Below are 23,573 nucleotides of genomic sequence, written 5' to 3' on the forward strand. Positions count from 1 at the left end.
GAGACCTTCGAGACTCACGCCCGGCGCCTGGGAGCGCAGGTCCACTGGGCGAGCGATGCCGCCGAACACAATCGCATCGTCCTTGGGATCCTGCGCCAGCATGGTGTGACCCGCGTGGTCAAGAGCAAGTCGATGCTGACCGAGGAGTGCCACCTGAACCCTTATCTCGAGCGCGAGGGTATCCGCGTGGTGGATACCGATCTCGGCGAGCGCATCGTTCAGCTGCGCAACGAGCCACCGAGCCACATCGTGCTGCCTGCGATCCATCTGACCAAGAAGCAGGTTGGCGCCACCTTTCACGATCATCTGGGCACGCGCAAAGGCGCTTCGGATCCGGAGTACTTGACCCGCGCGGCGCGCAAGCACCTGCGGCGAGAATTCATGCAAGCGCAGGCCGGAATCACGGGGGTCAACTTCGCGGTGGCGGAGAGCGGCGGCATCGTGATCTGCACCAACGAAGGCAACGCCGACCTGGGTGCATCGCTGCCCAAGCTGCACATCGCCTGCATGGGACTCGAGAAGATCATCCCGCGGGTGCAAGATCTCGCGGTCTTCCTGCGCCTGCTGGCGCGCTCGGCAACCGGTCAGCCGATCACGTCCTACACCTCGCATTTCCATGGGCCGCGCCCGGGAGCCGAACTGCACATCGTGCTGGTGGACAACGGACGCACCGATCTACGTGGCCAGGCCGAGTTCGCCCGCTCGCTGCACTGTATTCGCTGCGGCGCCTGCATGAACACCTGCCCGGTCTACCGGCGCAGCGGTGGTTTCAGCTACGGCGTGAGTGTGCCCGGGCCCATCGGTTCGATTCTGGCGCCTGCGAAGGATGCCGAGCAGCACGGCAGCCTGCCGTTTGCTTGCAGTCTATGCGGCTCGTGCACGGACGTGTGCCCCGTCAAGATCGATCTGCATCACCAGCTGCTCGGCTGGCGCATGGAACTGGGTAAACGCAAGCTGCTGCCCTGGCACCGCCGGCAGCTAAGCCAGGCCGCCGCAGCCGTGCTCGCGCGACCCCGGATGTACGAGCTGGCCGCCAAGGTGTTTCGGCAAGGTACGGGTCGGCTGCCCCGCTGGATGCTGTATTGCCGGCTCAACGCGTGGGGCAAAGAGCGCGAGTTGCCCGAGGTGGCGCCCGAGAGCTTCCGGGAGCTCGTGCGACGACGGCGCGCAGGGCACAAGGCAGGATCCAGTTGAACAGCCGCGACCGAATCCTTCGCGCCCTGCGTGCCACCAGACACGAGCCCACGCAGGCTCCGGCGCCGTTCGGTCCGGCACTGCGTTATGCGGAACCAAGCAGGCAGTTCGTCGAGAGCTTCCGAGCCGTCGGCGGCGAGGCCCTGTGTTTCGCAAGCCGAGAGCTGCTGCCGCAGGCCCTGTCCGGCTTGGCTGTGGTCAACAGCGCGGAGCGTCGCTGCAGCTTGCTGCCGGATCTGGTGGCCGGCAACGTAGAGCTCGAGACGATCCGCGATCCCCACGAGCTCGAGGACCTCGACGTCATCATCGCTCAAGCGCAGTTTGGGGTGGCGGAAAACGGTGCCCTGTGGATCGACGATAGCGAGCTTGCGCAACGTGTTGCCTTGTTCATAGCGCAGCACGTGGTGTTCGTGCTCGAGGCAAGCGCCGTGGTCGACAATATGCACCAGGCCTACGCGCGGCTGACGTTCAGCGAGCCGGGCTTCGGCGTATTCGTGTCCGGGCCGTCCAAAACGGCCGATATCGAGCAGTCCCTGGTGATAGGCGCCCACGGACCTCGCTCGGCCACGGTGCTCCTGTGGGACGAAACCGACGCTGGCGCGGGCTAGTTTCCGCCGGTCCGCTGTCGCCAGCCCAGATGCAGATTGCGCCACACATGGGGATGGAGCAGCGCCAGGACGGTCACCACCTCGAGGCGACCGATCCACATGGCGGCGGCCAGCAAAAGCTTGTTCCAGTCCGAAAAGCTCGCGTAGCTCCCCATCGGACCCGCTACCCCGAAACCAGGGCCGATGTTGGCCAAACACGACAGCGCAGCGGAGAAGCCCGTGATCCATTCCACGCCGCTTGCTACTAGCACGACACCCAGCGCAAAGTATCCAAACAGATACAAGAAGACCAGTGTGAACACGGCCCGCATGATTTCGGGCGGGACGATGCGACCTCCGTAACGCAGCGGTCGCACCGCGCGCGGGTGCAGCACCTGGGTCATCTCCCGAGCGATGTGCTTTATCACGAGCAGAAGCCGCACCGCCTTGGGACCTGCCGCAGCCGAACCTGCGCAACCGCCGACCAGCATGACGACCACCAGCAGCACCCGGAGCGAATCATCCCACAGGTTATAGTCGACGCTGGCGTAGCCGGTGCTGGTCATCAAGCTCACGACCTGGAACGCTGCGACTCTGAGATCTGCAAACGCCGGCAGATCCCCTGCCAGGCGTGCCGCGGCGACGAGGGTCACAACAAGCGCGATGCTGCTGTAGAACAGGAATTCCCCATCGGTCAGAAAGCCAGGAGAGCGGCCCGTAAACACCTTCCACTGCAAAGTGAAGCTCGATCCTGCGAGCAGCATGAAGACAATCAGCACCCACTCGGCTGCTGGATTGGCATAACCTGCGATGGACTGGCTGTGAGGTGAAAACCCCCCGGCCGACATGGTGGTCAGCGCATGAGCGAAGGCCTCGAAGGGTGTCATGCTGCAGATCATCAGCACGATCGCGAGGACGAGCGTGAGCACCGTGTATAAAAGCCACAGCTTGCGGGCCCCCTGGCGTGCCTGTGGGCTGATAGCTTCTCCGGCCGCGCCGGATGCTTCGGCAAAGAACATCTGGCGTCCCGCAATGCCCAAACGTGGTAGAATAACCACAAAAAGCGCAATCACTCCAAGGCCTCCAAACCACTGGGTCATTGCGCGCCATAGAAAGAAGGCACGATTGTATCTCGAGAAATCCGTAAGCACCGTCGCCCCGGTTGCAGTAAGTCCAGAAAAGGACTCGAACAATGCGTCCGCAAGCGACAGATCTGCGAGGACATAGGGGATAGCGGCGAATATCCCTAGTATCAACCAGGTGAAGGCCACGACAGCCAGCGCCTCGGCGCGGTGGAAAACAAGGCTCTTGGGGAACCGGTAGCTGCTGATGGCTCCCACGACAAACGTGGATGTCAGGGCTATGGAAAAGTGTGTAAACGTATCCCGGTGACCGTCCACTAGTGCCAAGATCAGAGGTGGTATGAAGCCCAGGCTGAAGAACCTCAGCTGCTGCCCCACCAGACCAAAAACTAGAACCAACCGCATGAGAATGTGCGCGCTCTAGTCGGCGCGGAACTCGCTTGGATTACAGAAGAATGCGCGGGTATCGTCGGCGTCGTCACGCGAACAAAATACCAGGATGTGGTCGCCGGGCCGAAGAGTATCGGCTCCGCTCGGTATGATGATGCTGCGGTCGCGCATGATGGAGCCCACGGTTGAAAAAGTCGGCGGGCGCAGCTCTTTGAGCGACGTCGTGGGAAAGCTGGTCGGAAGCTCCAGCTCGATCACACGCACATCACCGTGCTCCAGCTCTGCGAGTATGGACGATTGGCTCTCATCGATCGAAGAGACCACCGATCGAATGACCGCACCGTGGGCAGAGCGCACGACATCGATCCCGACTTTTTCGAACATGCGTTCGTTGGCAAGGCGGTCGGCGCGCGTGACTATACGTGGCACGCCGAGATGCTTGGCAAGCAAGGAGACCAAGAGATTCTTTTCATCGTTGTTGGTCACGGCTACAAGCACCGAGCTATCACCTACGTTCTCTGCCTCCAGTAGATCCAGATCGGCGCCGTCGCCGCGAAGCACCAAGGAGTCGATCTCGCCCGCAACCTGTTCACAACGAAATCGATCCTGCTCGATCAACTTGACCTGCCAGCGCGCTTCTTCGAGCCCTCGGGCGACGGCGACACCAACCGTGCCCGCGCCAACGATGGTGGCTGAGCGCGCATCAACTACGTGTTTCTCGCTTCGTAGGAAGCGAAAAAGCAAATTCCTGAGTGCACGCCAGCGGCCCATTGCTACCACCTTGTCGCCGGCCCTTACACTGGTTTCGCCGCGTGGAATAATCATCTCGTCGCCACGGCGCAGCATCACCAAAAGGGTGTCACGCGGCAACGACAAGGATTTGAGGGGCCTCTTGGTGATGGGAGCTCCATGTTCGACGGCGTAACTCAACAAACGCACGCGTCCGTCCGCGAAATCCTCTACATCGAGTGCTCCAGGCACAGTGACGATGCGGATGATCTCATCTGCAAGCTGCTCGGCAGGGCGAATCACCTGATCGATGCCCAACGATTCTGCAAGAGATGCGTCATCACGACCTACATTGAGAAAGCCCGGCCTTGTAAGAATGCAAAAGGTGCGCTTGGCACCCAGCCGTTGGGCAGCAAGGCAGGCAACTATGTTCTGTTCGTCGTTGGTCGTGCAGGCGACGAACACGTCTGCGCCCCCGACCCGAGCGTCGGTCAGCATGTTCGGAGCTGTGACCGAACCCATGATGGATTGACAGTCGAGTCGCTCGAAGCGGGGGCTGACCGTGGACTCCGGACCCAGGTGAGTAACCTCATGGTTCGCCGCCAGCGCGGCGGCTATGCGATAGCCCACCACATCGTTGCCTGCGATCAGGACCTTCACGTTCAGCAGCCTCGGGCCGGGAGCTCCCCCTACCACAGCAGCACAAGGCCGTCATCTGAGTCATCTGCGAGGAACCCCTTGTAATCACTTCGCTTCCGATGAAGGCTGCTCGCAAAATCCACTAAACACTTGCACAGTATTCGGGGATCTGTCACTCTGAACCGCGCTGTCACTCGAACCGCGCTGTCACTCGAACCGCAATGCCCAGCAACGCCGATCCTTTTTCCCAGCGTGTGGCGCGGTCGCTGCCCCTCGGGACCATCGATCATCACCTGCCCGCGCCTGCATCCGTGCCGCAGCCACGCATTCAGGCCGCAGCCGCTTTGCCAAAAAGCACTGAACACACCCGGCTTCAACTGCATTCGGCGACTGCTGGTGGCGGCTTTACCTACCCCGCACTTTGCAGTCGCTTGGTCGAGCTCTCGGGAAACGGTAAGGGTGCCATTCTCAGCCTGGCCCTCGAATTGGTCGCCGGCGCCCAAGCCCAGCACGAACCCTGTGCCTGGGTCACGCACCGCCAGCAGCTGTTTTACCCCCCCGATGCTGCTGTCAACGGGGTGGATCTAGATGCACTCGTGATTCTTCAGCTGCCGGATCTGAAAGCCATCCGCCGTGCCACCGACCATCTCACACGTTCGGGAGCCTTTGGTCTCATCGTCGTGGATCTTGCTTCAGGCATAGCTACCCACCCTGCCCCTGTAGCCTCCCGCCCTGCTCCTATGGCCCCCCTCCATGCTTCAGTGAGCCAGCTACCCCTAGCGATTCAGTCACGTTGGCGCGCTCTCGCCCAACGCCACGGCACGGCAATTGTCCTGCTCACGCATAAAGACCCCGAAGCGGTTTCCCTCGGCTCCCTCATTTGCTTGCGAGGACAGACCACTCGGAAGCGGCATGCTAGCCGTCGCTACATTTGCGAGCTCAAAGCCCTCAAGGACAAACGGCGAGCTCATGGCTGGTCTCATTTCGAGGTGTTCAGTGGACCGGATGGCCTGCGTTGACGTCCCCGCCTTACCACTTCAGCTTTTGCTGCGCAAAAAACCCCACTGGTCGTCCGACCCCGTCGCCGTAGTAGCTGAAGTCAAACCCCTTGCTCGAATCCTGTGGGTCACCGAGCAAGCGCGCCATCACGGGATCGTTCCTGGCTTGAGGTACGCCGCAGGCCTATCGTTGAGCCCCAGGCTCAAGGCGGGCAGCGTCTCCAACGAAGAAATCGGCCATTGCGTCGAACGTCTCACACTGGAGCTGCGTGCTTTTTCCCCGGGAATCGAGCCCGCTACAGACCCCCCTGGAATCTTTTGGCTCGACGCCACCGGCCTCCTTCGTCTCCATTCTTCTCTCTATGTATGGGCTCAACGCCTACGCTCAAATCTTCAAAAACTCGGATTCACATCAAGCGTTGCCATCGGTTTCAGCCGACTTGGTACTTATGCAGCCTCCAAAACAAATCCCCGTTCGATAACCTACTTTGCCTCCGAAGCCTCCGAAAGACACTCTTTGTTAAAAACACCACTAGAAAATCTATCAATATCTACCGAGATACTGCACCATCTAAATCACCTTGGCATAGCAACTATAGGTGATTTTTTGCCTTTTTCCAACAGCGATCTCGTCGCGCGATTCGGAAAAGACCTCGGCTTGTTACATCATTTAGCTGGCGGGAAGGCTTGGGATCCTCTTATTCCGGAGCCTGAGCTCGAGCCCGTCCAGGCACATGTCAACCTCGAGCCCCCTGAACACGATAACCACAGGCTCCTGTTTTCGATCAAACGCCAGCTTAATCCTCTATTGAGAATCCTGCGTCACAGGCACGAGGCCGCCGTCGAGCTGGCTTTGTGTTTCAAGCTCGAACGACACTCGTTACGACATGAATACCTGCGCACCGCTGCGCCTACACTCGATGCAGCACAGCTTGTTGATCTCGTTCGTTTACGGCTCGACCGGGCACCTTTGCCTGCGGCCGTGATCGAGATCCGCTTGGAAGTACTTGGTCAGCGCGTATTCCCGGAGCAGCTGTGCTTGTTCCAGGATGTGAATCGCCACAGTTTTTCTGCCGCCAACCGTGCGCTAGCACGCATACGCGCCGAATTTGGTGAGCAATCCGTATGCTACGCCCGTTTGACTGACGCTCACTTGCCTGAAGCACGCTTTATCCAAAAGCCTCTTGTTCGGCTCCAAGCTCCTCAACAAAAAAGCCACGAAGTAAGAACACGACAGCTGGTGCGCCGCTTTTTTGTCAAGCCAAAACTGCTTTCAACGATCACGGCAGAACCTGTCGATGCATCTTCCGAGCTGCTCACCGGAGGTCCCCATATTTTCGATGGTGGATGGTGGCACCGCCTGATTACCCGAGAATATTACTTTCTCCAAGACAAAGATGATAATTTGTACTGGTGCTTTTATGACGGATACCGCAAACAGTGGTTTGCACACGGAAGAGTCGAATGATCGATCCGATCCTTGCTCATTTTGGCCTGTGAATCGAGCCGCCCAGCCCTACGTTCCCTTGTGGTGCAAAAGTCATTATTCGTTCCTGGAGGGTGCGAGCTCTCCCCAGGAGCTCGTCGAGACGAGCTTTGCGCTCGGTTTACCCGCCATCGGGCTGTGCGACCGGAATGGATTGTACGGAGTCGTAAAAGGGCATGTCAAAGCCCGAGAGCTTGGCCACAAGCTAATCTTGGGCAGCGAGATCACCCTCGATGACGATACGTTTCTTCTACTGCTCGTCGAGCAGCGTAAGGGCTATGCCAACTTGTGCGAGCTGCTGACTCGAGGACAGCAGCGTGCTCCCAAGGGCAAGTGCGTTGTTTCCTGGAACGAGGTCAATCAGCATGCGGCTGGGCTCCTGGCGTTGTGGGGAGGCCAAGCCAGTCTGCTAACGCGTGAAGCCGACCCTGGTGCTGTTGCGGATTCGCTCAAGGAAGCCTTCGCCGATCGCCTTTACGCCATGCTAACGCGTCACTGGGAGGCGATCGAGCTGAAGCAGGAAGCGCATCTACGCCGACACGCACTGCACTACGAGCTACCCTTGGTTGCAGGCACCGAAGTGCTTTATCACACGCGGGAGCGAAGTCGGTTGCAGGATGTGCTGACATGCATCCGTCATGGGGTGACACTGGACTCTGCCGGCCGGCGCCTCAAGCCCAATTCGGAGCACGATCTCCTGAGCCCCGAGAGGTTCCAGGCCCTGTTTGCCGATGCTCCAGATGCCGTTCAACGCACGCTAGCGATCTCCGAGCGTTGCCGCTTTTCCTTGTCGGAGCTGCGTTATCGTTACCCCTCCGAGAGCCTGCCGGACGGCATGACCTCCTTTCAACGATTGCGGGCGCTCTGCTACGAGGGCGCCCGCAGACGCTACGCTGGAGCAGTTCCCGTTGCGGTTCGGGATCAAATCGAAAAGGAGCTTCGTGTGATCCGCGAGCTTGATTACGATGGCTACTTCTTGACCATGCGGGACGTCGTGGAGTTCTGCCTGGAAAACGACATCCTGTGTCAGGGTCGAGGCTCGGCAGCAAACTCGGCGGTCTGCTTCTGTCTTGGGATTACCGCGATCGATCCGGTGCGCATGAACCTCCTCTTTGAACGCTTTTTGTCGGTCGAACGGGCCGAGCCTCCGGATATCGACCTCGATATCGAGCACGATCGACGCGAGGAAGTCATTCAACACGTCTATTCAAAATACGGGCGTAGCCACGCGGCCATGGTAGCCAATGTCGTCCGCTACCGCAGCCGTTCGGCAGTTCGTGAAATAGGCAAGGCACTGGGTATCTCCGAAACCATGCTGGATGCAGCGGCAAAGTTCTTGAGTTACTGGGACGGGCTGGATCCGAGCACGCTGCGGCAGGCCAATATCGATGTCGAATCCGGCCCTTGGAGACTCTTGGTCGAGCTCGTACCCCAAGTATTGGATTTCCCTCGGCATCTGTCGATCCATCCCGGTGGCTTTTTGTTGGGACACGAACCAGTCAGCACGCTTGTACCTATCGAGAATGCGAGCATGCAGAACCGCACCGTGATTCAATGGGATAAGGATGACGTGGAGGCGTTGGGGCTTTTCAAGGTTGATTTACTGGGGCTTGGCGCACTGAGACAACTGAATTTAGCCTTTACATTGCTCGATCGGCATTATGGTGTGCAGATGGATATGGCTACGATCCCTCCGGATGATGCTGCCACTTTTGCAATGATCGGGCGTGCAGACACCCTGGGTGTATTTCAGATCGAGAGCCGTGCGCAGATGGCGATGCTGCCGCGTTTGCGCCCCCGAAATTTCTACGACTTGGTCATCGAGGTGAGCATCGTGCGACCGGGACCCATCACGGGTGGCATGGTGCATCCCTATCTGCGGCGTCGTAATCAGGAAGAAAGGGTGGACTACCCACACCCCTGTCTCGAGCCAGTCCTGAAAAAGACGCTGGGGGTACCACTGTTTCAAGAGCAGGTTATGCGCTTGGCCGTCGTGGCCGCAGATTACACTCCGGGTGAGGCGGACCAGCTGCGTCGGGACATGGCGGCCTGGCGGCGTAGCGGCCGTATCGAAAAACATCGCGAGCGCTTGATATCACGTATGATGCAAAATGGAATCTGCAAGGAGTTTGCAGAGCGGGTGTTCAATCAAATTCGAGGCTTTGGGGAATACGGTTTTCCGGAGAGTCACGCTGCAAGCTTCGCGCTCATCAGTTATGCGACGTCGTGGTTACGTTGCCACTATCCGGTCGCTTTCTATTGCTCCTTGCTGAACGCGCAGCCGATGGGTTTTTATAGCGTGGCCAGCATCGTGCAGGATGCAAGACGCCACGACGTGAAGGTGCTCTCGGCCGATGTGCTCAGGAGCCTGTGGGATTGCACACTGGAAAGCGCGGGAACGCAAGGTGGATATGCTTTGCGCATGGGGCTACGGTACGTGAATGCGTTGGGGAGGAGGGATTGGGAGAAGATCGATAGCGCGCGCGACGCTCGAAACTTCGAGAACGTGGCTGATTTCGTGCGCCGTACAGGACTTTCACGCCCTAAGCTGCTTTCGCTCAACGAGGCGGGCGCGTTCGAGTCGCTGGCGCCTACACGACGCGAATCGCTGTGGCAGCTGCTTGGTCTCGCAGGCCGGCCGCAGACTCCGCTCGCAGTCGAGGCTCAAGGTGGGCAGCCTGGCTTTGCCAGGCTCAGCCGCGCGGAGCTTATCCACTGGGACCATCGCGCGAGTCACCACAGCACGCGAGGCCATCCTCTGTCCGTGCTTCGCAGCGAGCTTCGGGCGCAGAAACTTCCGGATGCGCGCAGCCTGAACCGGTTGCCTGACAAAAGTGCAGTACGCTATGCGGGGCTTGTCATCTGCCGCCAACGGCCGGGTACTGCCTCCGGAATCACGTTCATGACGCTGGAGGACGAGACCGGCTTCGTCAACGTGGTGGTTCGAAAGAGGGTTTTCGCGCGCTTCGCAGTGGTCGCGAAGACCGCATCCTTTCTAGGCGTCAGCGGTAAGCTGCAGGTCGAGGGTACGGTGGTTCACCTGGTGGCGGACTCCTTATGGCTACCCAAGCTGAGCAGCCAACCCATCCGTAGCGCAAGCCGTGACTTCCATTAGGTCACTGCGGGGCCCAGCGCGCAAACCACACGTCTTCGTCGACGCCGGCGGCGCTGAACTCGATCTGGTTAGGAGTGCCGAGCTCGAAGCTGACCTTGGAACGGAAGTGGCCGATCGCCGTGATCTCCCCCTGCATCCCGGTGGCAACCGTATAGAGCCAGTCATCTCCGGGACCGCCCAGCGTCTTGACCCAGACCACCTGACCTTGCTCGTCGTACTTGGCGAGGAAGGCATCGTCTTCGTGCATCTTGTCGACCGTGGCTGGATGAACGCTGACGGGGTGAGCTCCGAACATGGCGTCGCCCTGAAAGCGGCCACCGAGGTAGATGGCTGCTGGGGCCCCCGGAGGCGCATGAGCCGCCACCGACCAGCCGGCGTCGGATAGCGGGCCACCCGCGGTGCGGACCCACTGAAGGATGCCCGCTGGATCGTACTTGGCGAGGAAGGCGTCGTGGTCACCCAGGGCCTGGATCGCCTCGTGCTCGGCTCCCGGCTCGCACCCTTGGGTCGCGGGCGGTGCCCCCGCCGGTAGCACGGTGCCGACCGGCACCGGCAGCACGGGTAGCCTGCGAAGGTAGAGGCAGTCGTCGTAGCGGCCGGTCACGTACAGATTGCCCAGCGCGTCGTGCGTCACGCCCCAGGCGCGGGCGTCCTGGCCCGGATAACCCATGTTCGTGCCCCACAAAACGCGTCCATCGTGATCGTAGTGCACCAGGAAGCCGTCCGACAGCACGCCGCCCGGGCGCGCCATCCCGGCCGCGGAATAGGGCGTCAGCACGACCTCGTGCATGCCCAGAGCTCCCATGAAGTGCTCCTCCGTTTTGCCTGCCACCGTCCCGCTGACGACGTAGCTGCCGTCGGGCTCGACGGTCACGCCGCGCCCCTCGGAGTCATCCTCGGCGCCGCCGATATCGTCGGCCCAACGAAGCGTGCCCATATGGTCGTACTCGGCGACGAAGGCATCCTTGCCGCCCAACGCCGTCAAGGTCTTTGCTCCCGCTTGCCCAACGCCGAACGTCGCGGTGCCCTCGAAGTAACCGGTCACGATGATGTCGTCCGACACTGGATCGACGCCCACGGCGTACGGGCGAGAATCGCGTGCGTCGTTGCGCGGCTTCGGAACGACCATGACGGCCTGAGCCCAATCCACCGCGCCCGTGTCGCCGTTCAGATCGGCAACAAAGAAGTCCTTGGATGCGTCGGAGCTCAGCATCGTGCTGCCCACCATGACCGTGCCAGCGAAATCACCGGCCACGGCCACGGTGCCGTCGTTGGGGTCGACCGCCAGGGCGCGTACCTCCCCTTCGTCGGCCGGACCCCCAAACGTCTTGACCCAGGCGAGGTCCCCCGTAGGCGTCAACTTCGCCACGAACATGTCCTCGCCACCCAGCGATTGCATGAGCGTGCCATCGTGCCAGCCTGCTACCAGAAAATCGGCCGGAGTGACGTCCGAGCACATGGTCAGACCCGGAAGCTCCGTGATGTCGATGGTTTCGCCGAAGGCGCCGCCCACGAAGATGCTGCCGTCGGGCCCAACTGCGATCGCCTCGCCGTCGTCGTCTCCAATGCCCCCCATGCAGCGTGCCCACGCGTTCGGGCTGCCCATACCCTGGGCCGCGCAGCTCTTGGCCGCACCCTTGGGGGGCCAGTTCTCGCACAAGCCGCCGCCCATCGTGCCGGCGCCTGCTCCCGCCATCGCGCCTGCCGCTGCTGCGGCCCCGGTTACACCACCAACGCCCGCCCCGCCGCCTGCGGGTCCAGCATCGTCGCCACCACAACCGTACGACAAGCAGATCAGAGCGAGAAAGACGAGCGTTCGACGCCTCACACGATCCTCCTGAGCCTGCCGGTCTGTGCCGGCGTATGCGCCTCCGCCCTCGTCTGCCGTGCCTGCCACACAAGCGCAGACCCGCGACAGCACCTGGCTAGCCCAGGTGCCAGCGGAGAGTCAACCCAGACCTCCCTACTTAGATGCGCTGTCGCGCCACGTCGGCTCCCGAAAAAAGTCCCAACCCGGGGCAGCTGCCCTTTCCCCAACGTCGGCGGCGCTGCGCAAACGTCGACCGGTCCTGCGCCTAAGGTTCCGTCCAAGAATAACCGCTCGAGACCGGCCGCGCAGGCTGGATGCGATCGCCGGCCCCCCTAACCTCAGCGGCAGAAGGGTCGGCCAGGGTGCGGCCTCTTGACCCAGCTCTCCCGCCAGTCGAGGAAGGCACGCACGCTGGGGTGCATGGGTCCCATGGCCGCACGTGCCTCCTCTTCTGACACCGTCCTGTCTGCGGCGGCGCCGCGCTGAGCCTTGTCGTAGCGGGCGATCACGGGCCGAACGCCGCTCTCCGAGAGCCGCCGCCTATGCCACGGATAGACTGGATGCGCATCCTTGCAGCCGCGCCTGATGTCCCCGGCGCTGCAGAAGAAGCGCAGGTGCATGTGATCGTCGTGCGCGAACCCAGGCTGACACGTGATCTGACCGAAGCGCTGCCACACATGGCGGGGGGCGCCGACTCGCTTCGCATGCTCCAGCAGCAAGCCGCGGACATGTTCGACCACGAAAACACGCTGGAGCGAGCTGCCGGCGTACTCGATCAGCGACTGTACAAAAAGCCAGGTTCTGGCGACATCCAGACGTAGCGGCACGTCGTCGCTGGGATCGACCAGGTCCTTGTAGTCGGTGCCGGCTCCGGTGGGATCGATCGGCGCTGCAACCGAGGGCAGCGGTCTGCCATCAGGGTCGGTCAAGTAGAACAGGACATCCACGTCCCGACCGCTCTGGTGGGAGCCATGGTGCGCGATCGGGCCACCGCGCCGATGGCTCAGGTCGTTCACCACCAGCCGCCCGCCCGGAAGCTCGCGACCAACACGCGCCGCGGCCTGCACCAGTGCTTGCACGAGCTCGACCGTGCCGTAGCGTGCGTCAGCCTTGCGGCGGGATCTGTGGACGAAGCCCGGCCCCTGCCGGGGCAGCACGGCGGCGCCTTCGAGGCGCCCCGCAGCGGCGCCCCCTATCGACGTACTGTGTGCCGGTCTCAAATCGAGCACGCGTCTGATCACCGACCGCCGGCTGCGCCCCGTCGCATCGGCAGGGGGCGCGACCGGTCTCGGGCCGGCTCTCGCGGCCGCTGCTGGTCGCGCGGCTCGATGGGCACCGGCGACCGGGGGGTCGGCCCTTGAAGGCCCCGCAGGCAACGCTGGCAAGAGCAGGCCGATTCCCGCTGCAGCGCACGCGACCCCGCACGGGCGCCGACCCCTCGGCCTCGGCCCGCCGCCATGTCGATCGTTCAAAGCGAACCGCACACTATACCAACTGGACGCCGGTCACGCTCCTCGGATTCGAAGCTCGGATTCGAAGCTCCGAGCGCCACCACCGGCGGTCGTGGTCGTGGGCACCCAGGACCGCGGCCAACGGCTAGTCTCGAGTTTGGCGGTTTTTGTGAGCGAAATCGCCGCGAAATCTGGCAGTTCAAGGCGCAACGACGAGGAATGCTGGTGGCATTTTGAGGAGGAGCAACGCCGAAATGCCGGTTTTCCCGGGGATTGCAGCCGCGACAACCGCCAAACTCGAGGCTAGTTGGGGGCGCCGACGCTCGCCAGCTCCACCGACAGCGGACGTGGAGGATGCCCGTGCCGCGGCCCGCCGTTGGCCACCACATCCTGCGTGGCGCCCTGCTCTACACGCTCGACCAGCTTCTGCACCGAGGCGCTGGTCATGTCGAGCATCGGCGTCGGATACAGCCCGATGTAGAGGATCACGGCCAGCGTAGCGAACCCCACCACGAGCTCCCGCCCGGAGGCGTCCGGGGGAATCTGCAAGGTCTTGCGTGTGTACGTGCCCCAAAAGCCTCGCTGATGCCACACCAGGAAGTAGGCCGCGCTCAGGATCACGCCCAAGACACCGATCACGGCATAGATCCAGTTCGCCTTGAACGCCCCGATGAAGATCAACACCTCCCCCGTGAACCCGGCCGTCCCCGGCATTGCGATGAACGACAGGCCCACGAGGAACACCATGGTGCCGAGCTTTGGCATGTGCCACGTCAGACCCCCGCACGCGGCGAGGTCCGTCGAGCCCAGCCGATCCTGCACGAACATGATCAGCAGGTACAGCCCTGTACCCGTTACGGCCAGATTCACCAGGGTCATGATCACGCCCTGCAGCGCCTGCCCGTTGGCCGCCACCATGCCCAGCATGGCAACGCCCACGTGGCTTACGCTCGCATAAGCCAACAGCTTGCGAAAGTTCGATTGCACAAGCGCAATCAATGCGCCGTAGATGATCGCGATCAGCGCCAGCACCCCAATGATCGATCCGTACGCGGTGAAAGCGTCGGGCGCGAGCGGCAGTAGAAAGCGTATGAAACCGAACACACCCAGCTTGAAACCAACCAAGAGTCCCCCCGCCGCCACGGGTGCATCCATGAGCGTGCTGGTCATCCACGTATGAAATGGAAAGAGCGGCCCCTTGAACGCAAATGCGACCCCCATCAAGACCAGGATCAGCGCCTGCATCTGGAAGGAAATGGGCGTGTTCAACAGGACCGGGAAATCGAACGAGTAGGCCTGCTCGAGCCCCTGCGCGAGCGCATGCTCGTGGTAGTTGAGGCCCAGCAGGATGATCGCGATGGTCATCGGCGCCCCGCCCGCCACCATGTACAGCACGTACTTCTGCGCCGAGTAGCGCCGTTCTGCGCCAACGCCCCAGAGCTTGATCAGCAGAAAGACCGGAATCAGCGCGAGCTCCCAGAACACGAAGAACAGCACGAGGTCCACGGCAGCGAAGATACCCATGGTCGTCGTTTCGGCGGCGAGCAACGCCATGAGGTAGGGCTTGAGCATGAACTTGCGGTTCTCCCACGAAGCCAGAAGCAGGAGCACGGTTGCCAGCGCGGTCACGGGCAGAAACAGCACGCTGATCCCGTCCACGCCCACGTGGTAGGTGATGCCTAGCGTGGGCATCCAAGCGGACTGTTCCGCGAACTGAAGCTCGGGGGTGCCGATCTGGAAATTGAATGCTACGAGCAAGGTCAAAACCAGCTCGGTTAGCGCTCCCACCAGGGCGGCCTCCCGCACGTGCGAGCCCCCGCTGAAATTGAGCAGCAGGGCCCACAGCAACGGAAAGAAAATAACGACAGACAGTATCGGAAATCCGATCTGATCGACCGCAGCTATCTCCTGGGGAATCATCGAAGCACCTCGGCGATCTGAGCATTCGGCCGCTCGCTGGGCTTCGGCCTTGGCTTGGCTCGAAGGAAGCCCGGACCAATGCGAGCGTGGGGCTTGTCACCGGCGTGCCCCTCACCCCGTTCGAGCTTCTCAGCCACTGTGTGCAGGGACGCGTGGGTGGACTGCAGGAACGGCTCGGTGAACAGCCCGACCGTGAACACCATGCCTATGATCACGCAGGCCACGAACAGCTCACGGCGCCGCAGGTCCGGCATGTCACGCACGGCCGCGATCCGGATTGGACCCAAAAACGCCCGTCTGAAATAGCGCAGGAAATAACAGGCCGTGACGAATACGCAGACTGCCGAGAACACGGCCATCCACCAGCGGGTCGACAACGCGCCCAGTACGATCAGGTGGTCGGCGTTGAAGCCGGAAGTGCCCGGGAGCCCGATGCTCGCAAGCGCCAACGCCAGAAACACGGCGGCGAGCACCGGCGTCGAGTGCGACAGGCCGCTCAGCACCGAAGCAGCCTGAGGGCCAAGACGCGTGTGAATAAACGCCGCAACAAAAAACAGGCCCGCACCCGTCAGACCGAGGTTGGCCATGTGAAGGAGGCCGCCTTGCAGTCCGTAGAAGTTGAGGGAAAACAGCCCGATGACCACGACGCCCATGTGCGCCACGCTGCCGAAAGCGAGCAGTCTCCGCAGGTTGACCTGGACCAGGGCCGCTGCGCCACCGTAAAGAATGCTCGTCGCGCCCAGCGCGGCGACGATATCGAGGTACTCGTGGGCGGCGTCGGGCAGGAACGGCAGCACGAAACGCAAGATGCCGTAGGCGCCGAGCTTCACCCCCACCAGGAACACGGTCATGGCCACGATCGGTCCCTCCGCCAAGACCCGGGGCAACCAGGTGTGGAAAGGAACGATCGGCAGCTTGATGGCAAGCCCGAGCATCAACAGCAAGAAGATCGGACCTTGCGCCTCGGCCGGAATGCTGGATGCCAGCAAGGTGGCATAGTTCAGCGGCGTGTCCGGCCCCACCTCACCGCGCAGGAGCAGCACCCCAAAGAGAATGGACGCGGCTGCTCCGAGCATCATCAGGGTGTACTGAACCGCTGCTTCATGGCGCTTCTGACCGGTACCCCAGCGTGTGATCAAGAACCAACCCGGGATCAGCTCCGCCGTGAAAAAGAACCAGAACAGCATGAGGTCGAGCGATACAAAGGCCCCCATCTTCATGCCCTGAAAAGCGAGCATGGCGATCAAGTACCACTTCACTCCTTGCTGGACGCAGAACTCGGTCAACAGCACCGCGAAGAAGGTCAGTAGTGCGATCAGCGGCAGGAACATCAAGTTCAGGCCGTCCACGCCCAGCGTGTAGCTCAAACCCAGACCGGGAACGCCCCCACCGTGCTCGACGAACTGCAGGTCGGGTCCATGCGTCTGAAAGCTCAGCGCTACGACCACCGTCAGCAGGACCTCGAGCCCGGCACCGACCAGACCGATCTTGTATGCCTGATGATCGTCCTCGATCAAGTTGAGGATCAGAGCGACAAGAAGCGGCAGGCAGATCAACGCGGTTAGAATCGGAAAACCGATCTGCTCGACTGAAGTTAGCTCGGTAAGATGATGCATGGGTGCCTCGCAGACGACCGTCGCTACAGGAATGCGACCAGGACGATGAGTAGCAAGACCGCGACGATGGCCGGGGGTCCGCCCAGCATGGCTTCGATGCGCAAGAGCAGGTGGCCGAAACGCAGTACGATGTTGGCCGTGCCCTCATTGAGCCCCTTGCGAACGATGTAGGTTTCCACGAAGGACATGGGCAGCGCGGCGATCTTGGCCAGTGCTCCAAGCAGTCCCCGCGCATTGACCACCGGATCGGTGTGCATGGTGGCGCGTGCTTCCTTCCAGGCCTCGCGCGCGACCTTGGCGCGGGGCGGCGGGCCCTCCAATGCCGACGGAACTGGAACACGCCCCGTGGGCAGCGGGATACCCACGGCGCGGTCGACAACTTTGGTGTCGAAGCGCTCGAGCGCGCGGCCGATCTGCCAGCCGGCGCGTACCGTGTACGCTTCGTACATCTCATCGATGTAGAACTTGTTCAGCAACCGCAGATAGAAGCTCTTCCAGCGTGAAGGCAACAGGTCCGCGGCTTCCACTCGATAGCGGTCGTGGTAGAGCGCCGTGAGCCAGCCTGCCATGAAAACGAGCACGAGCAGCGCTGCAGCAATGCCCACGAGAATCGGTGACGCGTTGCTCGCCGTCAGCGCAATGCCATCGCTGGTGAACGGATCGCCCCGGCTGCCCTCCACGTAGACTTGAAACCAGGTGCCGAGGAAACCACCGGGCAGCAGGCCGGCAGCCCAGGTCAGCGCCATGACGCCGAAAGCCAGCAATGCGGGCACGACCGGGGACGGAGTGTGGTGATGGCCACCCTGACCGTGGCCGTGGGCTTCTTCGTGCCCGTGCTCGTCGTCCCCGCCGTGTCCCCCGTGGTGCGCAAAGGCGGCGTTGACCAACCGTCGCGTGTAGAAAGCAGTCGTAAACAACATCATGAAAACGAACGCAATCAACACCCAGTCGCCCCGGTTTTGGATCACATGACCCAAGATCTCCGTTCGAAACCATTCGCTAAAGAACGGCACCAGCACCATGCCGAGCGCGCCCAACAAGAAGAAGTAATGCAACAAGCGCCCTTGGTTGCGTTCCGGTTTTTGGCTGTTGTCGGCCCCGCCGGGCAGATGGTGGATGATCGAGGGACTGGTCAAGAACAGGTACGTCTTGACCGCGGCGTGGGTGAGCATGTGAAAGACACCGGCCGCATACCAGCCCAGACCGCAGGCGACGAACATGATCCCCAACTGCGAAATCGTGGAATAGGCCAGGATACCCTTGATGTGGGTCTGAACGAGACCCACGGTGCCCGAGAAAAAGGCCGTCGCAGCACCGATGATCGTGACCATCAAAAGGGCGTTTGGAGCCTGATCGAAAAAGAAGTGGTTGCGGCCAACGAGATACACACCGTCCTGGACGGCCGCGTGGATGAGCGCCGAGGCAGGAGTTGGCCCCTCCATCGCCGTGGTCAACCAGCTTGAAAAAGGCAGCTGCGCCGACTTCGCCATGGCGGCCAGCAGCAGGCAGAGCGCGATGGCAGTCGCGACCCCCTCGTCGATGCCCTGCGTTTCGATCCGATCCTGCACTTCGAGGTAATCGAGGGTGCCGAATTCCTTGGCAATCATGAAGATGGCCAACAGAAAGCCCACATCGCCAACGCGCCCCATCAGCGATGCCTTGGTCGCATGCTTGACCGCTACCGGGCGCTCGTAGTGGAAGCCGATCAGCATCGAGAGCATCAATCCGACGCCCTCCCAGCCCAGGAAGCAGGTAAGGTAGTTGCCGCCCATAACCAGCATGGCAAGCATCACGACCAGGATCGGCATGATCGTGAAGAAGCGCGGGTAGCTGCGCTCCATCTGGAAGTAGTTCCTCGAGAACCAGGCGATCGGTACCGGAAAGATCGTGGCGACGATCATCATGAACACCGCCAGCCGATCCAGCAGGAAGGCGAGCTCGATTCTCAGATCACCGCTTACGAACCAGGTCCATACGACGACGCGCTGAGGCGTAGGATCCACGAACAACACGTAGTAGAGCAGGATCCAGGAGTTGATGAATCCTGCGGTAATCGAGCCCCAGGTGAGCAGCTGCATGGTCGACTGCGAGTACAGCCGCTCGCCCGTGAGAATGTTGGCCCAGTTCAACAGACATGCCAACAGCGGCAGCCCCGGCACCAACACCACGGTGAGCCATATGTGAAATGGTAGCTCGCTCTCCATCCGGCAACCTCCAACGCGCTACGCGCTGCGCGTCACTGCTATCATCGCTGTGCCTTCCAGCTTTCCTGAGCCTCTAGCTTTGCTGAGCCTGTGCCAGGTTGATGCCTGCGCTCGGGTGCTTTTCGTCGCCGAGGTCGATGAGCGCCGGCGGCACGTAGCAACAATACTTGCCACGATACCAATCCATCGAACGGGTCACGGTCGGGATTGGGTTCGGCTCCCTGGTGTACGGAACAAAGCCTCCGTCCTTGACGGAGAACACGCTGAGCTGCTTCGTGTCGGGATTGAGCGCCGTAAGATGCAGCCACTGTTTGGCAACCAGCGTCATGATGATGGGCTGCCGGGTCGCGATCCCCAGCAGCGCTTCCTCGGTATGCTCGATGATGAGCTGCAACCGCTGCGCCTCGTGGATATTGACCATCTGGAACGGCAGCCCGGTCCTGAGATCGCTCATGACCCCCTCCATCACACCCAAGATGCCGGCCACGTTCTGGGGGATCTTGGTGTCGCAGCCGTAGACCTTGTTGTCGACCGTGGAATGGTAGTACTCCAGGTTGATGCCGGCACCGACCGGACCGACCGCAAACAAGATCTTCTCCAAAACCGCGCCCTCCCGGTCGAACGTGGGGTCGTAGGAGATCAGGAACATGCGTCGGTCGTAAAAGATGCCTCGCGTATGGCAGCGTCGGCCGACAAACGCGCAAGCATTGGTCGCGTGGCCGAGCTCAGGCACCGACATGGCGAAGTCGGTCGAGCGGCTCTCCACATGGCGCAACGATCGTTCGGGCGTGGAATCCTTGGGTGAGAAGGGAAAACGACGGCAGCGCTCGTGAGCGGACATAGTCCGTGCCAGATCGAGCACGCGCACGGCCTCGAGAAAATCTTCCCGGCGTTCGGGCGGGATACGCTCGACGTCCAGGTAATCGATGGCCTCGTTGCAGGTATCGTGGCACGCGCCGACAAACCAGGTGTCGTCGGGGATGACGATGTTTTCCTTGGCCAGGGCGGCCCGGATGTTGGGCTTGTTCGCAAGTGCCGCCATGGCGCGTGCGTTGGGCGCTCCATCTTTGCCGCCACAAGCACCGCAGGAATACGCCGACTCGAAGGGGTTGTTGTAGCTGCTCGATCCATGGCCGTGAATCACGACGATCTTAGAAAACACGTCCAACAACCCGAGCTGCTTCAGAATGAACCCGAGCCTGAAGGCCTGCTGCTCGGGGGTGTAGCCGAACTGATGGCCTGCCTTGCAGGCGTCCTCGGTGCCCGACGGCGCATCCAGGGTCTGATCGCTGAGCTTGGGCGGGATCAACGCCCTGGCGAATACGTTGTCGACTTTCTTGGAAAGGCGGGGTCCGAAGACCGCCAGATACAACTGCCCAATGATAGGCAGCCCCATCAGATCGAGCAGGAAGTAGGACGAAACCAGGTTGCGCTTGCTCTCCCAGTACAGATCGTGCATCACGTGAAGCCAGTGCAGCGCACTGGTGTGCTTTTCCATGATGCGGTCGCTGTTGCCCTCCCTGACGGCTGTCTGCACCACGGGAACCAGGTCGCTAAACATGGGCATGGCGCGGACCTCGGCGGAACCCTCCTTCATGTCGTCGGGGATCAAGTCGAGGTTGGGGTAAGCCACCTCCTTGATCGTGTTGACGGGCGTTTGCACGATCGGGCACAGGGGGTCCGTTCCGTGGCCACCGGTCCCTTCCCAGTGCATGGCCATGGCGTAGAAGCCAGCGCCGCCCAGGGTCTCCACGTCGGGATCGATCTCCTCGAGCTGCCGCCGAATGCCCTCCTCGCGCTCGTCGATGCAAAAGACAGTTTGGAATTTCGGCCGTACGACACGCTTTTCCCAGCGGGCCCGGTTGCGGTTGAGCACGAGGGGGCCGAGGATCTCGTGCCGGTAATGGTTCTCGAAGGCTGTCAGCCACACGAACCCGTGCTTGTCCGGCGGGTAGGCTTCGAGGCAATCGATCAGCGCGTCGCGCTCGCTGAGCGATAGCGAGCGAATTTGCTCACCCGAAAGGCCCAAATGCTGACCGAGGTAAAACAGCCGCATGACCTTGTTGTTGAGCGTGTGGCCTGCGGCCGTGCCCGCGAGTTTTCCGTTGCGGTGAAGCCAAGCAAGCTCGGCGACGCTCAGCCAGCGATCGTCCTGGGGGCCCGAGACCGGCGCGTCTGCAACGAGCGTCCGGGCACGATCCGCCAGGTACTCGGGCAGCGCGCCCTGGAAATAGAGCTTGCGCACCAGAAATTCGGCGGGATGCTTTTCGCAGTAGCGGCGCAGCGAGGCGATGGTGCCGTCGATCTTCCACAGCTTGCGGCAGAAGTCCGCGACAACGACGCGCTCGACGAACAAGCGGATCGCGAGGAAGTCGAGCAAGCTGGCCGGGAAGTGCTTCTGCATATAGTGTTCGGGGCGTTCGCCGCGCCAGTTCATCATACCGGCCCAGCCGGGAAGCTTGCGCGAGGTCCAGCCTAGGAACGACCCCATCCGCTCTTCGGGCACGCCCAGCGCCTCGAGCGACTCCAGGATCACGTCTTCAGGAAGCTCCGGCAGCCTGAGCAGCTCTTCCTTCCAGCCCTCGATGCCCCAGTAGCTCAACGTCTTGTCGTCTTCGAAGTTTCGCTTCCACGACTTCCACAGCCCCTGCTCACGCGCGGGCCAATGCCAGGCGGCCATGCCGTGGTCGAGGTAGGCTCCCGCCATCAGCATCAGGTACTGGTTGATCTGGTGGCCCAGATCGACCCCGGTCAACGTTTGCAAGAAGTGTGTGTGCGTGCAGCTGTCATGCAAATGGCCCTCTTCGAGGCCGATCTTGTTGATCTCCTTGCCGACAAGCTCCTCGGCGTAGTCCAGGATCTGACGCCGTGTGTCGGCAGCGCGAAGCTTGCCCTGGAGCTCGGCATTGTCGGCTTCGCTCCTGCGCAAAGCCACCAGTTCCATCAGCGGTTCGAAGCCATCGCGACCGATGCGATCCGGCCCCAGATTCTCGGCGACGAGGCGCGCGAGACGTGCGCCCTTGGTCTCGCCTACCTCGTCCGCCTCCAACCTGCGCTCTTGTTCGCGATCGATCAGCCTGTCGACGCTCTGGCGAAGCTCGGGCGAAAGCGCGACCGGCACGCCACCGCGGTACTCGAGCTGCGCCATCGTATCGAGCGCCTCCACGTCGGCGCCCACGACGTCCTGCTCGTACAGGTGCTGGGGATGCGTCGGCGAAAACGGGTCGCTCGCGCCGTACGCTGCCAGTGCGGCCTGATACAGGCTGTTGACCGCGTAGGCCTCGAGGTTGTCGCTAAAATGGCGAGCCAAGGCGCTGACCGTGCCGTAGACCCCGAAATGCCTTGGGACCAGCTTGCGAAGCAGACGTGCTTCGGCCTGAAGCCAGCGCTGCCGAATGGTCTCCGGCCGCACCAGGTCGCGGATAGGCTCGTCGTGAAAGACCCGATCGATGATGGCGAGGTAGCCTTCACGCCGGTCGAGCGGGACCGCCATGGCGCTGAACCACGGCTCGAGCTCGCCCTGGTAGGTACCGTACTTGGCTGCGGTGTCGCTGGCCCGCCTACGAGGTCTGGCGATTGGATCCAGATCGCGCTTGACCTTCTCTCGCAGCCAACCGGGCGCGTCGACGCTCGTGTGGGCCTGCACCCAATGCGCCAAGGTCCAGTCCCGACCAACGCGCTCGAGACCGGCGGTCAGCTCCTTCGCTGCCGAATCCAGCAGCGCCTTGCGCACCTTGCCGGGCACGTCGGCACGGAATTGCGAGCTGCCCTTGCCATGAGCCATGATGTACGGAAGCTGATCGGGATCGATGGGATCGATCCCGCGCACCAGGTGGGTAAGCTGCACCTCCTGGGCGTCGATCTCACGTTCGCCGATTTTCGCGAGCGTTCCCTTGACCGGCAGATCTTCTCGGTACTCGACCGCCTCCAATAGGTCTTCGTCGGTGATGCGGCCCTCGGCGTACCACTGGCGGAAGCGCGTGTTCGGCATGAAGGGCTTCGCGCCGTTGATGCGCGCGCCCGTGATGATGGACTCCTCGAACGACAGCCCCGCTTCGTCTCCCTTGCCGTGCATGTGAGAAGCGGGGATGCCCTCGCTCGACCAGTTCTCGAATGCGTGCAGCGTGTTGTGATGAACGAACGTGGTGATCGGCAGCTGCGACGGTAGATAGTGTCCAATGTGCTCGATCTCGCCGTGCAAGCGCTCGTGAGGAGTCAGCTCTTTGCCTTCCTTGTCCCCATGTGCGTGTGCCATCCGTTCACCTACCTCGTTGTCTGTGCCGAAAGGACGTTGCGTCTGGACCGCCGCGGGTGATCACCCTGTTGCGCAGCGCCGGCAACGCGCCACGATT

General features: G+C 61.9%; 12 protein-coding genes. 4 read left to right on the forward strand and 8 right to left on the reverse strand.

The window, feature by feature from the left end; genetic code table 11:
• A partial coding sequence (locus MJD61_05745) for an LUD domain-containing protein (GenBank protein ID MCG8554781.1) occupies positions 1-1,194 on the forward strand: 1,194 nt, incomplete at its 5' end.
• Entirely contained in the window at positions 1,191-1,802 is a 612-nt protein-coding gene (locus MJD61_05750) for a lactate utilization protein (GenBank protein ID MCG8554782.1), read from the forward strand. The genes MJD61_05745 and MJD61_05750, both read left to right, overlap by 4 nt.
• Here MJD61_05750 and MJD61_05755 read toward each other — a convergent pair.
• Complete coding sequence (locus MJD61_05755) at positions 1,799-3,268, reverse strand: TrkH family potassium uptake protein (GenBank protein MCG8554783.1); 1,470 nt, start codon at positions 3,266-3,268, stop codon at positions 1,799-1,801. The two genes, MJD61_05750 and MJD61_05755, sit on opposite strands and share 4 nt — an antisense overlap.
• Positions 3,269-3,283: 15 nt before the next feature.
• Entirely contained in the window at positions 3,284-4,612 is a 1,329-nt protein-coding gene (gene trkA / locus MJD61_05760) for a Trk system potassium transporter TrkA (GenBank protein MCG8554784.1), read from the reverse strand.
• A 1,014-nt stretch (positions 4,613-5,626) separates the two neighbouring features.
• Here trkA and MJD61_05765 point away from each other — a divergent pair.
• Both MJD61_05765 and MJD61_05770 read left to right on the forward strand, forming a co-directional pair.
• Positions 5,627-7,087: a DNA polymerase Y family protein gene (locus MJD61_05765; protein ID MCG8554785.1), complete on the forward strand. Its 1,461-nt coding sequence runs from the start codon at positions 5,627-5,629 to the stop codon at positions 7,085-7,087.
• Between the two features lie 28 nt (positions 7,088-7,115).
• Positions 7,116-10,220 carry an error-prone DNA polymerase gene (locus MJD61_05770; protein ID MCG8554786.1) on the forward strand — a complete coding sequence of 1,035 codons (3,105 nt, stop codon included), beginning with the start codon at positions 7,116-7,118 and terminating at the stop codon, positions 10,218-10,220.
• A 1-nt stretch (position 10,221) separates the two neighbouring features.
• Here the strand turns inward: MJD61_05770 and MJD61_05775 are convergent, their stop codons facing one another.
• From MJD61_05775 to MJD61_05800, 6 genes are all read right to left on the reverse strand, one after another.
• Positions 10,222-12,048 (reverse strand): hypothetical protein, encoded by a 1,827-nt coding sequence (locus tag MJD61_05775; GenBank protein MCG8554787.1) that lies wholly within the window; start codon positions 12,046-12,048, stop codon positions 10,222-10,224.
• A gap of 320 nt (positions 12,049-12,368) precedes the next feature.
• Entirely contained in the window at positions 12,369-13,271 is a 903-nt protein-coding gene (locus MJD61_05780) for a penicillin-insensitive murein endopeptidase (protein ID MCG8554788.1), read from the reverse strand.
• Between the two features lie 513 nt (positions 13,272-13,784).
• The gene (locus MJD61_05785) at positions 13,785-15,401 is read right to left on the reverse strand and encodes an NADH-quinone oxidoreductase subunit M (protein MCG8554789.1); all 1,617 of its coding nucleotides are present in this window, start codon (positions 15,399-15,401) and stop codon (positions 13,785-13,787) included.
• Positions 15,398-17,017 (reverse strand): NADH-quinone oxidoreductase subunit M, encoded by a 1,620-nt coding sequence (locus tag MJD61_05790; GenBank protein MCG8554790.1) that lies wholly within the window; start codon positions 17,015-17,017, stop codon positions 15,398-15,400. The genes MJD61_05785 and MJD61_05790 overlap by 4 nt, the downstream gene beginning before the upstream one ends.
• 23 nt (positions 17,018-17,040) lie before the next feature.
• Positions 17,041-19,221, reverse strand: a complete 2,181-nt coding sequence (locus tag MJD61_05795; protein ID MCG8554791.1) for a hypothetical protein — start codon at positions 19,219-19,221, stop codon at positions 17,041-17,043.
• A gap of 73 nt (positions 19,222-19,294) precedes the next feature.
• The gene (locus MJD61_05800) at positions 19,295-23,476 is read right to left on the reverse strand and encodes a Na-translocating system protein MpsB (protein ID MCG8554792.1); all 4,182 of its coding nucleotides are present in this window, start codon (positions 23,474-23,476) and stop codon (positions 19,295-19,297) included.
• Positions 23,477-23,573: the final 97 nt, after the last annotated feature.

The organism is Pseudomonadota bacterium, from assembly GCA_022361155.1.
GTDB lineage: Bacteria > Myxococcota_A > Polyangia > Polyangiales > JAKSBK01 > JAKSBK01.